This window comes from Parasedimentitalea nitratireducens (assembly GCF_057444295.1).
Window position 1 is genome coordinate 1 of the sequence record NZ_JBYAXC010000017.1, and the last position, 13,461, is coordinate 13,461.

Sequence of the window (13,461 nt, forward strand, 5' to 3'; positions counted from 1 at the left end):
ATCAAACCAACCAGATGAGCCAAACTTTCTCTTAGTTTAGGCTGCCTTTGGACCCAAAAACTCTGCCGACGCACAGATACGTCTAAACGGTACGTCTATTTTCCACCCCACTATGACAAAAAAGCCTTTAGTTTATGAGGATTTTACCACAGGATATCACTCGAATAATGATGACCGAGCGCTGGGCTGGAGTACTTTGTATGGGAGCCTTTTGCTTGGTTCAGGCTTGGCTAACTAGCACAATACCTAGCACAAATTCAATTTTCGACACTTATCAAAAACCCCTTATTTATATAGGTTATACAGCCGCGTCTTGATTGAGGAATGATCCCCCGGATCATTTCCCGGACGATCTCAACTCCCCCCGGGAAGGCGCATTCGCACCTCCCCAAGGTCAGGCGCGGGCCTAGTGTAGTTCAGGAGCGGCCACGAGTGTACACAAGGGATTTATGGCGGGCTAGTTAGGAAGGACTTCGGTTAGTATTCTTTTTAATTCTCGATCTGAAAGTAGTTTCGCGTACTTTCCGATCTGGGGGCTGATTTTTTCAAGAGGCTCTAAGGGGTCTTGCGCAATGAAATTCTGGTACGAACAAGAAGCTAGCAATTTGAGCAAAGTCGAGTGTTCTCGGGGAACTCGATTTGACCGAAATCCATGGACATATGTATGCGCATCCAGTGGCATAATAATGTCTGTGACTTTATCACCTTTTTGAGTGATGGGAGAAGCGCCTTTTTCCTTTAGAAAGGCGACCCCAGTGTCAGGAAGGATTATTGCATTGTCGACGTTCCTGACTTGATACTGGAAGCTAGAATGAGACTTGGTTCTTTCAATCTCGGTAAAGCCCTTCCGGACACTTTTAATATGAGCGGATTTAACCATTTCTTCCATTCGGGACACTGCTGGCCCGAAGAGAGATGAAGCTATGTTTGAGAATTCGGTTGCGCCGTTATGTATTGCTTCGGGAAGAAAGTGTTCGGCGGCCGTCAAGGCTAGCGCGTGGTCATCATCAGACAAATTTCGTTTTTCAAGTTCGTCCGAAATCATTTTCGGATTATCTTGGAGGGTCTGGATAAGCAGTTTTCTAGCAATCCTCTCTTCAGAGAGCTTGTGCTGAAATTCTTCGAGAAAGAACCCACCAATGCGAGAAATTTCATCGCGAAAAAAGAGGCTCCGAACTTCAAGATGTGTAATTATCGACGCCATGTAAGCCGGATCCAGAATTGCTCCTTCAGGTGCCAATCTTGCTTCCTGCAGGCCCGATTGAACACTTTGCTCAAATTCAGTAAGTGCATCGTCGGCTGAGTCGTCGCCGTTTTCTGATAAGAAATTTTTTACAACGCCAAACTTTCTGGTGACAGTTTTACGTGGTGGCTTGTCCTTGGAATACACCCAAATCTCATGGTCTTTTCCTTTCTTAGTTCCAAAGCCGCGTTGGATCATTTGCCAAATATGATGCTGCTTCTTCCCAGCCATGAAAAAATACCCTTAAACAAAAAAAGGCCCGCCAAAATGGGCGGGCCTTGTGAGCTCTGTGTTACCGCACAAACTTCTTATGCTTCAAACGCTTGGGCTCTAGCGCATCAGCTCCCAGGCGGCGTTTCTTGTCTTCTTCGTAGTCCTCAAAGTTACCCTCGAACCACTCGACATGGGCATCGCCCTCAAACGCCAGCATGTGGGTACAGATCCGATCCAGGAAGAAACGATCGTGCGAGATCACTACGGCGCAGCCGGCGAAATCGACCAGAGCGTCTTCGAGCGCACGCAGGGTTTCCACGTCCAGATCGTTGGTCGGTTCATCGAGCAGCAGCACGTTGCCGCCTTCTTTGAGCAAACGTGCCATGTGGACACGGTTACGCTCACCACCCGACAGCAGGTTCAGCGGTTTCTGCTGATCGCCGCCTTTGAAGTTGAATGACGAGCAATAGGCGCGCGAGTTGACCTGCGCATCACCCAGTTCGATGATCTCAGCCCCGCCGGAAATAGCTTCCCAGACGGTTTCCTTGTCGTTCAGGTCATCGCGCGACTGATCCACATAGGACAGTTTTACCGTGTCGCCGTAGGATACCGAACCCTCGTCCGGGGTTTCCTGACCGGTCAACATGCGGAACAGGGTAGACTTACCGGCGCCGTTGGGCCCGATTACGCCGACGATACCACCAGGGGGCAGATCAAACGACAGGCCCTCGACCAGCTGTTTGTCGCCATAGTGCTTGGCCAGATTTTCGACCTCGATCACCTTGTTGCCCAAACGCGGGCCGTTAGGGATGACGATCTGTGCACGGGTCAGCTTCTCGCGCTCGGACTGTTCAGCCAGATCGTTATAGGCGTTGATCCGGGCCTTGGATTTGGCCTGACGCGCCTTGGCGCCCTGACGCATCCAGTCCAGTTCGCGCTCCAGCGTTTTCTGCTTGGATTTGTCTTCGCGGGCTTCCTGCGCCAGACGCTTGGCTTTTTGCTCCAGCCAGTCGGAATAGTTGCCCTCGTTCGGGATACCCTTGCCGCGGTCCAGTTCCAGGATCCAGCTGGTGATGTCATCCAGGAAATAACGGTCGTGGGTAACGATCAGGATGGTGCCTTTGTAATCCATCAGGTGCTGCTGCAACCAAGCGATGGTTTCGGCGTCCAGGTGGTTGGTCGGTTCGTCGAGCAGCAGCATGTCGGGCGCTTCGAGCAGCAGTTTGCACAGCGCAACACGGCGGAGTTCACCACCTGACAGGTTGGCAATCTCGGCGTCATCTGGCGGGCAGCGCAGGGCCTCCATTGACACATCAATCTGGCTATCCAGATCCCACAGGTTCTCGGCGTCGATCTTGTCCTGTAGCTCGGCCATTTCCTCGGCGGTTTCATCCGAGTAGTTCATTGCCAGCTCGTTATAGCGATCCAGAATGGCCTTTTTCGGTGCAACGCCCAGCATGACGTTTTCACGCACGGTCAGGCTCTCGTCCAGCTTTGGCTCCTGCGGCAGATAGCCAACTTTGGCGCCTTCAGCAGCCCAGGCCTCGCCGGTGAAGTCCTTATCCAGGCCGGCCATGATTTTCATCAGGGTCGATTTACCGGAGCCGTTGACACCGACCACACCGATTTTCACGCCGGGGAGGAAGGATAGGTGGATGTTTTCAAAGCATTTCTTGCCACCCGGGTAGGTCTTGGAGACACCCTGCATGTGGTAGACGTATTGATAGGCGGCCATGGATCGGCTCCGTGATGGGGGAATGTAATTTGGGAGGAGTGATAACGGATGGCGGGGGTGGGGGCAATGTTGTGTTGAAGGCATAGATAAAAACACATCGCGCCGCTGTACTTTGGTCGTGCGAAGCCCGCCCTGCGCCTGACCTTCCCCCCGGGAAGGCGCTTTACGCCTCCCCAAGGTCAGGCGCGGGCCTGTGGTTGGAAACACTTGGTTGAGGTTCGCAAGTGGATTAAACTTGTAAATGAATGTCCCCAAGACGCTTGTGGCCAATTTGAGACAAGTACTCCGAGATTTCTTTTCCTATCAATGCGTCGCCCTTAGGGGCATCATCTTCCAGTTCTTTTCCTGCTGGAACATGACCGCAAGAAACCGCCAAAACATTCCAGATGGTTCGCTGCCGCATGTCAGATTGAGCATCCACGGTCACAGGCAATCGAAAGAACTCTCTGATTTCCTCAAAGTCAGCGTCTTGTCCCAGTATTCGAGTAAAAAGGCTTGGATTCATAATTTTCGCAACAACTAGGCAGGAAAGTGCGATTTTGTAGGCTCCATTGTCCCAAGTTCGATCTGAAGAAAGTGACACTACTAATAGGGATGCCATGTTTTCGGCGTCTCTAAGAGACACATCGGTTCTCAGGAAATATTCAATTATCACGTGAATAGACCCCAAAACCGCTTGATCTTTACCAAGCACCTTTGCGACGCGTTCGAAGTGTCTTGCTACTAAATCATTTCTTCCTCGAACTGAGTCGCATTTGGGCAGTTCCATTGCGAGTGTTACAAATTTACGTAAATATCTTCCTGCATCCGCTTAGCTACCATATCTTGCCCGCACGCTGTTCTGTAACTCCGTCAAATTCACCCCCAGCACAAAATGCACACCGTCTACGTTGAAGAAATGCTTGATGATCTCCAGCAACGACAAGACGTAGTCAGGGCGGCAGCGGTCTAACTCGTCGATGACGATGACCAGCTTGCGTTGCACGGGGGGGGGCGTTTTGCCCCATCGCCTCTGGCTTGGTCAGTTCGGTGAGCCCCAGACGGAAGGCGTCCATCGCTGCGATCTTTGACCGTTGCATGTCCCAATAGTCATTGGATTCCTTGTTTCCAGATTCGCTGTTTAGAAATGCCTTGGCCTCTTCTCCAGTGGCTTTGGCAATTTCATCACCCATGTTGCCAAGGATTTCAGTCGCGCCGAACGTTACTGCAGAAAGGCCGATCCGGGCGGCTCCCTTGCCTACTGCCCATGCTGCCTTTTGAACATTCTCGTTTTTTCAATGTACTCTGCTGTCTTCGCCGCATCTGGGTTTTCAAAACGTTCGGCGATTGCGCCGGTCAATGCAATCAGCGGATCGTCCAAATAGTCATGCTTAAAGGCATCAAAATAGACGGTCTGTGTTGTGTTCCCTTCTCGTTGCAGGTGCTCCGCCACCCAGCATTTCAGAAAGAACGACTTGCCCGATCCCCACGACCCATCCAATGCGATCACCAACGGGTCGTCTATACGCTCGACAAGTTCGGAGAGTTTGTCGCCGGTTGGTTTTCGGTTGAGCTTGTCGTGGTCTGCAAACCCGTCCTCATACAGTTTAATATCCGGCTCCGGCACGGTCAGACGCATCTTTGTCTCCAATCCATAAATCAATCCGCACAACGTTAGCGGGTATGTGGGCAAGGGCAAGGAAGGATAATAATTTGGCGCGACTGCTCTGGCGCGACCGTGTCGGATTGAATTTCGGCAGCAAGTGTTTGGCGCTATTTGGCCAAGCGAGCGTGATAGTTGCCGATGGCGTCTGCGCGGAGATAGAAGACCAGAAAGTCTTCAGGTTGGCGTTGTTGCACGCAGATAATATCATACCGCCCATTGGTGCTGGTCTGCATGACATCAAACGTGTGATTGCAGTTGAAAGTGCCCAGCACCGAAGTGTCTGCATCTGTTTTATAGGTGATCACATAGATAACGTCTTCGGAACCAGCGGTTTTGCCAATTTTCAGAACCTCGTATTTGCCTCCGTCTGCTGGTGGCTCAACCGATAACTTGGGCCAATCCACCTGCACCACGCGCTCATCCGGTTGGAACTCGGCGAGCGCAGGGGGCGCCGCAGCAAGGATAGCTCCTAGCAATAGGCTGGTCCGTACAAATTTAGGCGGCTGGAGCTTCATCACAGGGCCTTCTTGCTGGTCAGGGGCATGTTTTTATAGCATACCGCCACGGGACTAGGGGTAAACGCTTTTCTGGCGCGACCCGTTACAGCTACGGGAGGCGGAACGCTGCGCCATTTGTTGCCACATGCAGGCCGGGGCCAGATAGTGGGTCTGTTTGGGGGGTCATTTGACCCTGCCCATCATGGCCATGTGCAGGTTAGCCTTGCAGCGTTGAAGCATTTCGATCTGGATCAGCTGTGGTGGCTGGTTTCGCCAGGCAACCCGTTAAAGGCGCGCGCGCCTGCACCGCTATCACAGCGCATGGCCGCGGCAGGGCAGATCATGCAGCACCCGCGTATTCAAATCAGCGATGCCGAGGCGCAGTTGGGAACACGCTATACGGCGCAAACCTTGCGACATCTGCGGCGGCGTTATCCCGGTGTGCGCTTTGTTTGGCTGATGGGGGCAGATAATCTGGCACAGTTTCATCGCTGGAAAGACTGGCGACAGATCATGGATACGGTACCGGTGGGCGTGTTGGCGCGACCCGGAGATCGGATCTCGGCTCGGTTGTCCCCGGCGGCGCGGATCTATGCACCCTATCGGTTGAAGGGGTCACAGAGCCGATTGTTGGCCCATGCCAAATGCCCGGCCTGGTGTTTTGTCAATGTGCCCATGGTCGATGCCAGCTCATCCGCGATCCGGGCGCGGGGGGAGTGGTCAGCGGCGTAGCATGGCCGAGCCAAGGCCGGCACTGATGACCACCAACAGGCCAAGCCAGGTCAGCATGTCTGGCAACTGACCAAAGGCGGCCCAGCCGAGGGTGACAGCAGCGATCAGTTGGAAATAGACCATGGGCGCCAGTTTGGTGGCCGCAACCTTGTTATAGGCAAACAGCAAGATCAGGTTGCCCAGCATCGAAAAGGCGGCGCTGCCAATGGTGAGCGCGGTAGTGTTCAGGGTCAGGTCGGGCAGGTTGGACAGGCCAAAGGGGAGCATGACAACAGCGGCCAATAGCAGTTGGATCAGGCTGAGTTCGAGCGGAGAGCCGAGGTGCGACAGCCAGCGACCGGTGGTCAGAAACGCGCCGTAGAAGCCTCCGGCGAGCACGGCCCAGAGCAGGTTGATAGAGCCGCCAAACCCAGGGCGAACAACCAAAATAACGCCTGCAAACCCCACCGCCATCAGCAGCGACCGCAGCCAGGTGGTGGGTTCGCGCAGGAAGAGGGCCGATAAGACATAGCTGACAATTGGGCCTATGAAAAAGGCGGCAAATACATCGGCCATGGGCTCGGTTTTCAGGGCAGTCTGAACCGAGAAGATGCCCCCGACCAGCAACATGGCCCGCAACCACATACGCCAGTCTTTTAGCAGCCCATAGGCACGCGGTGGCACAAAAGGCAGCAGCAAGGCACTACCAACAACAAACCGCGAAGAGGCGATGAAGCCGGGGGTTGCCAGACCACTGCTGGTGAGCAACTTGCCACACAGATCACCCGCAGGGATCATTGACATAGCGATGAACATGAGAATGACTGCCTGCAACATGGGATACCTCTAACAGGCAGTGTGCTTACTAAAAAGCAAAATCGTCTGATCGTTTGCCGTTTGGAAATGAATTTATTAGACTGTGCGTAATATGGTTACACGACGATTTTTTCTGCTCACTGGTTCTGCACTGATTGGCACGGGTGGTGCTTGGGCAAATGCTCCGATCACCTCTTTGCGGCCACAAGCGCGGCGTGGTGAGGTTACGATCAGCAGGGCCGATGGCCTTAAATCCGTACTGCAACGTGCAGGTCTGACGGGGGATGTCGCCTGTGCTGTGGCAGACGTGGATACAGGTCTGCGGCTGGAGGCTGAGAACGGCACTGCAGGTCTGCCGCCGGCCAGTGTCGCCAAGGCGCTCACCGCGTTATATGCGCTGGATGTACTGGGCGCTGATCACAGATTTCAAACACGGGTGATGGCAACAGGCAGTGTTGTTGGTGGTGTGCTGAAGGGTGACTTGATCCTTGTTGGCGGCGGTGACCCGACATTGAATACGGACCATTTGGCGAAACTGGCCAAGGCCTTGAAAACCGCAGGTGTGCGCGAGGTTAAGGGTGGCTTTAAGCTGTGGGATGGGGCGTTGCCCTATGTCCGGACAATTGATGATGGCCAGCCAGACCATGTGGGGTACAGCCCGGCCATTTCCGGACTGGCGCTGAACTACAATCGTGTGCATTTCGAATGGAAGCGTGGCAACAAAGGCTGGGCCGTAAGCATGGATGCCCGTACCGAGAAATATCGCCCCGAAGTATCTGTTGCGCGGATGAAAGTCGCAAACCGGAAAACCCCGGTTTACACCTATGCTGACAGGGGCGGGGCGGATCAGTGGACCGTGGCCAATGCAGCACTGGGCAAAGGCGGATCACGCTGGTTGCCGGTGCGACGTCCGGCCGAGTATGCGGGTGATGTGTTCCGCACCATGGCGCGGGCCAATGGGATTGTTCTGGGCAAGCCCAAGGTGGTGAAATCGCTGCCACAGGGCAAGGTATTGGCGCAGCATAATAGTGCCGCACTGTCGGTGATGCTGCGGGGGATGTTGAAATATTCCAATAACCTGATGGCCGAGATGATCGGGATGTCGGCAACCGCAGCAGCGGGGAGCCGACCTGGCTCGCTCAAGGCTTCGGCGCAGGCGATGAGCAAATGGGCGGCTGGCAAATACGGAATGAACGGCACCCAGCTAGTGGACCATTCCGGATTGGGAGAGGCGTCGCGGATGACGCCCAACGATCTGGTGGGGGCACTGATTGCCGCGCGCAAGGGTGGGCAGCTGAAGCCGCTGTTGAAACCGTTCCCGATGCGGCATGCCGATGGCAAGGTAAACAAAAACCACCCGATCAAAGTGAATGCCAAGACCGGCACGTTGAACTTTGTCTCAGGCCTGGGCGGGTTTATGACCGCCGCTGACGGGACTGAGCTGGCCTTTGCCATCTTTGCCGCTGATCAGGGGGCGCGTGCGCGGATCAAACGGGCTGATCGCGAACGTCCACAGGGCGCGCGTGGATGGAATAAGAAGGCCAAGAAGTTACAGCAGAAACTGATTGAGCGCTGGGGCTCGGTTTACGGCAGCTAAGCGGGGGGCGAACCTAGCCCCCGCAAAACTCTCGGATCGCCTGCGCATCGCGGGCCTCTGCCTGTTTGGCAAAAGTCTGAAGCAGCTCTACTGCAACCTCGACACGGCGGGGTGTGAAACGACGGTCGGGGCGAACGATGTGGATGGCCTGATCTGTGTGCCAATAGCGTTGAAGAACCGGCGCCAGGGATCCGTTTGTCAATGCGTCTTCAAAACCGCCAACAGCCATATAGGCGATGCCCAGCCCCCGAGAACAGGCATCAAGTATGGCCGGGCCCGAATTCAGGCTGAGCCGACCGGAAACGCCTACGTCCAGCACTTTGCCCTGGTCTTGAAAGCGCCAGCTTTTGGATTGGGTCAGAATACACTGATGGTGTTTCAGCTCGCCCGGATGCTGCGGCGTGCCGTGTTCAGCCAGATACGCACACGAGGCAAAGGCAACCCGGGTTCTGTTTGACAGGGGCCGCGCAATCAATCCGCTGCTTTGCAACTGGCCCGCCCGGATCGCAAAGTCGTAACCTTCGCTGAGGATGTCGACTTGGCGCGGGTTGAAATCAATTGCGATGTCCATGCCTGGATGGCGCAGCGCCATTTCATTCATCGCCGGGCCGACAACTTGATCACCAAAGGAGCCCGACAGCGAGGCAATGCGCAGGGTGCCCTCAAGATTGCGCTGGGCGCTGGAGACTTCGCACAGTGCTGTTTCAAGATCATCTGAGATTTTTTCAGTGCTTTTGCGCAGGGTTTCCCCGGATTGGGTCAGGTGGACCGAGCGGGTGCTGCGGTGGAACAGCTTGGTGCCCAGCCGGTCTTCGAGGCGGGCCACCTGGCGGCTGACATGGGGAACTGAAACGCCAAGAGTTCTGGCTGCTGCGGTGAAGGATCCCGCACGTGTGACCGCTAGAAATTCCGCTAAACCATCCGAGTTCATTGTTACCACCAGGTAATAGTGTTTTGCAGATTTCACCACTAACGGTCCCTGGTGGAAATAACAATATTGCAGTCAGACAAACACCAATGGAGCGACAGCACATGACTGCGACACTTTTTGACCCGATCCAAATGGGTGACTACCACCTGAAGAACCGGGTGTTCATGGCGCCGATGACCCGTGCCCGAACTGGCCCCGCCGGGGTGCCGGGCGATATGGTTGCAACTTATTACGCGCAGCGGGCCGGGGCCGGATTGATCATTTCCGAGGCAACAGCAATTGACCCACGCGGTGATGGATGGCCCGGGGCTCCGGGCATCTACACCGATGAACAGCAGGCAGGCTGGGCATCGGTGGCCGATGCCGTGCACGCCAAGGATGGTCGCATCTTCATGCAGATCTGGCACATGGGCCGCGCGGTGATTTCCGAGGCGATTGATGGCCAAAAACCGCTGGCCCCGTCGGCAATTGCGGCCGAAGGTCAGCTGCCTAACAGCCAAGGGGTGCCAACTGACTTTGATACACCTGAGGTGATGACACACGCTCAGATCAAAGAGGCCGTAGCAGCCTTTGCCCACGCTGCACGTCGGGCGGTTGATGCTGGGCTGGACGGGGTCGAGATCCACGCCGCCAACAACTTCCTGATCGACTCGTACCTGCGCGATGGCACCAACCAGCGTAGCGATGAATATGGGGGATCGGTTGAGAACCGCAGCCGGTTCCTGCTAGAGGTTGTGGACGCTGTTGTCGCCGAGATTGGAGCGGGCAAAGTTGGAGTGCGGTTCTCGCCAACCAACGCCGTGTTTGGTATTACTGACAGTAACCCGCAGGCAATATTCACGTATGCCGCGCGTGAATTGTCTTTGCGCAAGCTGGCTTATCTGCACGTTCTTGAACCTGCCCTGGACAGTGGTAGCCCGATGTCCGTTGGTCTGCCTGTGGTCACGCCAGCGCTGCGCGAGGCATATGATGGGCTGTTAATTGTCAACGGATCTCTGACGCAGGACACAGCTCAGCAAGCCTTGTCCGCAGGGGCTGCGGATGCAGTTGCAATTGGCATTCCGTTTATCGCCAACCCTGATCTGGTTGATCGGTATAAGGCGGGCGCGCCGCTGGCGGAGCCCAATACGGATACCTTCTACAGCGGAGGGGCAGAGGGCTATGTCGACTATGCGCCTCTGGAGTTTGAGAGCGCCTAAAGCCACCTAATAGGTCAGCTGCGTCAGAAGGTGTGGGCGCGGCTGGCTATGGGATACTTAAGGGGAGATATCATCACGACCCCGCTCATATTGGGTCATACCCTTGAACGGAGGCAGCCAGGCCTCGCGGCGGATTGTCCAGCATTCATAGGTGGGTGTCAGCTGATCGGGCGAGTCCAGGGTTCCAAGATGGACTTCGACTTCGCTGTCGCTGACCGCAAAGACGGAAGAGCCGCAGTTTGGGCAAAAATGCCGTCCGGCATTGTCTCGGGTTTCGCCGTCGATGTTCACCGCTTCCGCCGGGAATGCGGCAGCAGCATAGAACAAAGCACCGTGGTGCTTGCGGCAGTCGAGACAGTGGCAGATGCCAACCCTGATCGGTGCGCCCGACGCCGTGATACCGACGTTGCCGCAGCTGCAACTGCCTGTGAAAAACTCCATGAAATGTCTCCTGCCGAATGTGCCGTCAAAATACGGGCCAACTTGGCCCCTGTCTATGCGGCTAATGTAATCTCTTGATATGAAATATAAATTTTGTTTAGGTGGTGCGTGGATCTTCAGTTTTGGGAAATTCCTATATGGCAAACATCAAGACAATTAGTGCGGGGCGGGTAACAAAAACAGGTTTGGGTCTGCGTTGGCGGACTGCAGCAATGACTGGGGCCCTTATGGTGCTTGTGGCCTGCGGGACAACAACCGCGACGGTCCCCGCACCAACTGAGACAGGCGCTACACATCAAACGCCTTCAGCGGTTGATGTGGCGGCGAAGCTAAGGGTGCAGGAAGAATACCGAGAAAAGTATCCCAACATTGATGTGACAGACGATTATGCCTTGGCCAAGGCCCTGTTCGAAGAGGGCAGGCGTGACGATCCGGATCTACTGGGTGATGACCCCTTTCCGGATCGCTTGATTTGGGAGGCAAATTCGAGCGAGCCAAGTGTGAAAACCATTTTGGCCGCGCAACATGCGCGCTTTGCTGCAGCGCAAGCAGCACTTACTCCGATGTCGCCTGAGCGTGTTGCTCAGGCACAGGCTAGGTTGAGCCAGATCGATATGCCCTGGGTCGCGATTTCCGAAGTCGGGCCACATGACTTTCTAAATCTGGCATCCGTGGCCCCCTATGCCTGTGCAATCGCAGCGATGCAGTTTTCGGTCAATCGAGGTCCCACCGAAACACAAAGTTTCTCGTCATGCGAGGATGGGGATGCCCAGGCTGTTCCAGAAAATTGGACCTTCGATCTAAAATCGATCAGGACAGTCAGTGTAACGATAATCTTTAGCGATAGGTCCAGGCAAACCCGTGAATACATCCGAAGTCAGATTTTGTGGCACTGACTGCGCTGTGGAGAATGGGGCATAGGATGGTGATACGCCAACAATTCCTGTTGGAGCCTAAAGTGGAGGTAGTAGGCGACCATGGATCTGTCGGACCGGAAGTTGTGAGACATCCAGCCCATCCAGACAGCGGGCATTTACGGCCCAGCCGCTGAAAATAGGGAGCCCTTCGGTAGCCTCATCCGCTGTCAGGGCGCGGGGGTGGCGAAAGGGGAGGATACCACAGGTCTTGCAGAAGTAGTCTTTGGCCGTGCCGGTACCCCATTCGTAAAGCGCCAGATCGGACAGGGGCGTATGCAGGTGTAACTGCCCCTCGTTGACGCGAAAGATCAATGCGCCGCGCTGGTGGCAGATCGAACAGTCGCAGATGCGGATGTGGTCGATGTTGGCGTCCACCGAAAACCGGGTGCGGCGGCAATGGCAGCCACCCTGCCAGATCTGGGTGCCGCCGGTAGTCATGGATTAGGTCAAGTGCCGCGCACGGGCACCGCGTTCAATTGCGGCTGCGTGCAGGCGGTCGATGTTCAGCTCGTATCGGATTTCGGCCAAGAACTCTAATTCGGTCTCGTTCAGCCTCCCGTCCGATGCAGCCACATCACAGGCCAGTGCATAGGCAGTTTCGCACAGCCGTTCCGGCAGGTTATCGCGGATCAGGCCAAACAGGGCGTCCAACCCGTCTTCTTGTTCGAACAGGTCAAACACGGTTTGCGACATCCGCTTGATCCGGTCCTGATCGTAATCCGCAAAGATTGGCAGCATGTTCACCGACGACTGGATTTCCATCAGTTCCGAGGTCCGCATGTTTTCGTCCGATGCCGACACCGCCACCATGATCGCAACAAGGCAATCCTGCGGGGTAAGCGGATGAGGGGTTGGCTCGGTCATACGGTGCATCCTTTTGTGCTGTCTCGTGCTTATGGCAGGATAGGGATGCAAAGGGGTGGGTTCAACTCCCACCCCGTAAAATCGACTCTGATTAAATTTTTCCGGTCAAGCGGGAGCGGAAAACCGATACTCGATCTCTTCAAAGCTGTTGCTTGGGAAGCCATAGGTAAAGCGCAAGCCGTCGGGGCCAGCCTGAACGCCATGTTCGGCACCGCCTGGCACATAGATAGCAATGCCGGGGGCAATCTGATGGGAAATCCCGTCGATAGTTACGATACCGCCGCCGTCGAGCCCAAAGTAGAACTCAGACGGGTCATGGCGATGTGGCAGCAGGCGGCCATGTGGTTCAAATTCTGCAATACCCAGTACCATGTTGCGCGGCGTGTCGGCATTGCCGTTGATCAGGGTGCGCCAGCGTACCTCGCCATAAGCGGGATCGGTGCCGCCCGCCAATGGAACCTGAGCCGCGTCCACCACCAATGGAGGATGTGGCAAGTTGCTGGCCTGATGCAGCGCTTCGGTGCCGTCTAGATCGGCGGCGAGTGTGGTCAATTGCTCGGTCATGGGTTCCTCCTCCTCTATGGATGTCAGTTACAGGGGTTTCACGCTTTGGCTCAATAGGCTAAAGTTGCATACTAACATACGGTGAGGT

Annotated in this window: 17 protein-coding genes; 4 read left to right on the plus strand and 13 right to left on the minus strand. The window is 55.4% G+C overall.

Annotated features, from left to right (window positions below; all coding sequences use genetic code 11):
- Window positions 1–457: 457 nt before the first annotated feature.
- The 7 genes from AC2T28_RS23070 to AC2T28_RS23100 all read right to left on the minus strand — a co-directional run bounded on the left by AC2T28_RS23070 (window position 458) and on the right by AC2T28_RS23100 (window position 5,351).
- The gene (locus tag AC2T28_RS23070) at window positions 458–1,474 is read right to left on the minus strand and encodes a hypothetical protein (RefSeq protein WP_486750962.1); all 1,017 of its coding nucleotides are present in this window, start codon (window positions 1,472–1,474) and stop codon (window positions 458–460) included.
- 61 nt (window positions 1,475–1,535) lie between these two features.
- Window positions 1,536–3,191, minus strand: a complete 1,656-nt coding sequence (ettA, locus tag AC2T28_RS23075; RefSeq protein WP_486750963.1) for an energy-dependent translational throttle protein EttA — start codon at window positions 3,189–3,191, stop codon at window positions 1,536–1,538.
- Between the two features lie 229 nt (window positions 3,192–3,420).
- Window positions 3,421–3,960 carry a hypothetical protein gene (locus AC2T28_RS23080; protein ID WP_486750964.1) on the minus strand — a complete coding sequence of 180 codons (540 nt, stop codon included), beginning with the start codon at window positions 3,958–3,960 and terminating at the stop codon, window positions 3,421–3,423.
- Window positions 3,961–4,002: 42 nt separating this feature from the next.
- Complete coding sequence (locus AC2T28_RS23085) at window positions 4,003–4,176, minus strand: P-loop NTPase fold protein (protein WP_486750965.1); 174 nt, start codon at window positions 4,174–4,176, stop codon at window positions 4,003–4,005.
- The gene (locus tag AC2T28_RS23090; RefSeq protein ID WP_486751013.1) at window positions 4,124–4,363 is read right to left on the minus strand and encodes a hypothetical protein; all 240 of its coding nucleotides are present in this window, start codon (window positions 4,361–4,363) and stop codon (window positions 4,124–4,126) included. The genes AC2T28_RS23085 and AC2T28_RS23090 overlap by 53 nt, the downstream gene beginning before the upstream one ends.
- Before the next feature lie 65 nt (window positions 4,364–4,428).
- The gene (locus AC2T28_RS23095) at window positions 4,429–4,809 is read right to left on the minus strand and encodes a P-loop NTPase fold protein (RefSeq protein WP_486750966.1); all 381 of its coding nucleotides are present in this window, start codon (window positions 4,807–4,809) and stop codon (window positions 4,429–4,431) included.
- Between the two features lie 134 nt (window positions 4,810–4,943).
- Window positions 4,944–5,351: a hypothetical protein gene (locus AC2T28_RS23100; RefSeq protein WP_486750967.1), complete on the minus strand. Its 408-nt coding sequence runs from the start codon at window positions 5,349–5,351 to the stop codon at window positions 4,944–4,946.
- Window positions 5,352–5,459: 108 nt separating this feature from the next.
- Here AC2T28_RS23100 and AC2T28_RS23105 point away from each other — a divergent pair, with 108 nt between their 5' ends.
- Entirely contained in the window at window positions 5,460–6,065 is a 606-nt protein-coding gene (locus tag AC2T28_RS23105; RefSeq protein ID WP_486751012.1) for a nicotinate-nucleotide adenylyltransferase, read from the plus strand.
- Here AC2T28_RS23105 and AC2T28_RS23110 read toward each other — a convergent pair.
- Complete coding sequence (locus AC2T28_RS23110; RefSeq protein ID WP_486750968.1) at window positions 6,054–6,881, minus strand: DMT family transporter; 828 nt, start codon at window positions 6,879–6,881, stop codon at window positions 6,054–6,056. The genes AC2T28_RS23105 and AC2T28_RS23110 overlap by 12 nt on opposite strands.
- Before the next feature lie 91 nt (window positions 6,882–6,972).
- On the opposite strand from AC2T28_RS23110, the gene dacB reads away from it, so the two are divergent.
- Window positions 6,973–8,457: a D-alanyl-D-alanine carboxypeptidase/D-alanyl-D-alanine endopeptidase gene (gene dacB, locus AC2T28_RS23115; protein WP_486750969.1), complete on the plus strand. Its 1,485-nt coding sequence runs from the start codon at window positions 6,973–6,975 to the stop codon at window positions 8,455–8,457.
- A 13-nt stretch (window positions 8,458–8,470) separates the two neighbouring features.
- Here the strand turns inward: dacB and AC2T28_RS23120 are convergent, their stop codons facing one another.
- Entirely contained in the window at window positions 8,471–9,388 is a 918-nt protein-coding gene (locus AC2T28_RS23120) for a LysR family transcriptional regulator (protein WP_486750970.1), read from the minus strand.
- Between the two features lie 101 nt (window positions 9,389–9,489).
- Here AC2T28_RS23120 and AC2T28_RS23125 point away from each other — a divergent pair, with 101 nt between their 5' ends.
- A complete protein-coding gene (locus AC2T28_RS23125; RefSeq protein ID WP_486750971.1) occupies window positions 9,490–10,587 on the plus strand; it encodes an alkene reductase in 1,098 nt (365 codons plus the stop codon).
- A gap of 57 nt (window positions 10,588–10,644) precedes the next feature.
- On the opposite strand, the gene AC2T28_RS23130 is transcribed toward AC2T28_RS23125, so the two are convergent.
- Window positions 10,645–11,028 carry a GFA family protein gene (locus AC2T28_RS23130; RefSeq protein ID WP_486750972.1) on the minus strand — a complete coding sequence of 128 codons (384 nt, stop codon included), beginning with the start codon at window positions 11,026–11,028 and terminating at the stop codon, window positions 10,645–10,647.
- Between the two features lie 212 nt (window positions 11,029–11,240).
- Between AC2T28_RS23130 and AC2T28_RS23135 the strand changes: the two genes are divergently transcribed.
- Window positions 11,241–11,924, plus strand: coding sequence for a hypothetical protein (locus tag AC2T28_RS23135; protein ID WP_486750973.1), 684 nt, complete (start codon window positions 11,241–11,243; stop codon window positions 11,922–11,924).
- Window positions 11,925–11,981: 57 nt separating this feature from the next.
- On the opposite strand, the gene AC2T28_RS23140 is transcribed toward AC2T28_RS23135, so the two are convergent.
- The 3 genes from AC2T28_RS23140 to AC2T28_RS23150 all read right to left on the minus strand — a co-directional run bounded on the left by AC2T28_RS23140 (window position 11,982) and on the right by AC2T28_RS23150 (window position 13,373).
- Window positions 11,982–12,383, minus strand: coding sequence for a GFA family protein (locus tag AC2T28_RS23140; RefSeq protein WP_486750974.1), 402 nt, complete (start codon window positions 12,381–12,383; stop codon window positions 11,982–11,984).
- A 3-nt stretch (window positions 12,384–12,386) separates the two neighbouring features.
- Window positions 12,387–12,809, minus strand: a complete 423-nt coding sequence (locus AC2T28_RS23145; RefSeq protein WP_486750975.1) for a tellurite resistance TerB family protein — start codon at window positions 12,807–12,809, stop codon at window positions 12,387–12,389.
- A 105-nt stretch (window positions 12,810–12,914) separates the two neighbouring features.
- Entirely contained in the window at window positions 12,915–13,373 is a 459-nt protein-coding gene (locus AC2T28_RS23150; RefSeq protein WP_486750976.1) for a cupin domain-containing protein, read from the minus strand.
- Window positions 13,374–13,461: the final 88 nt, after the last annotated feature.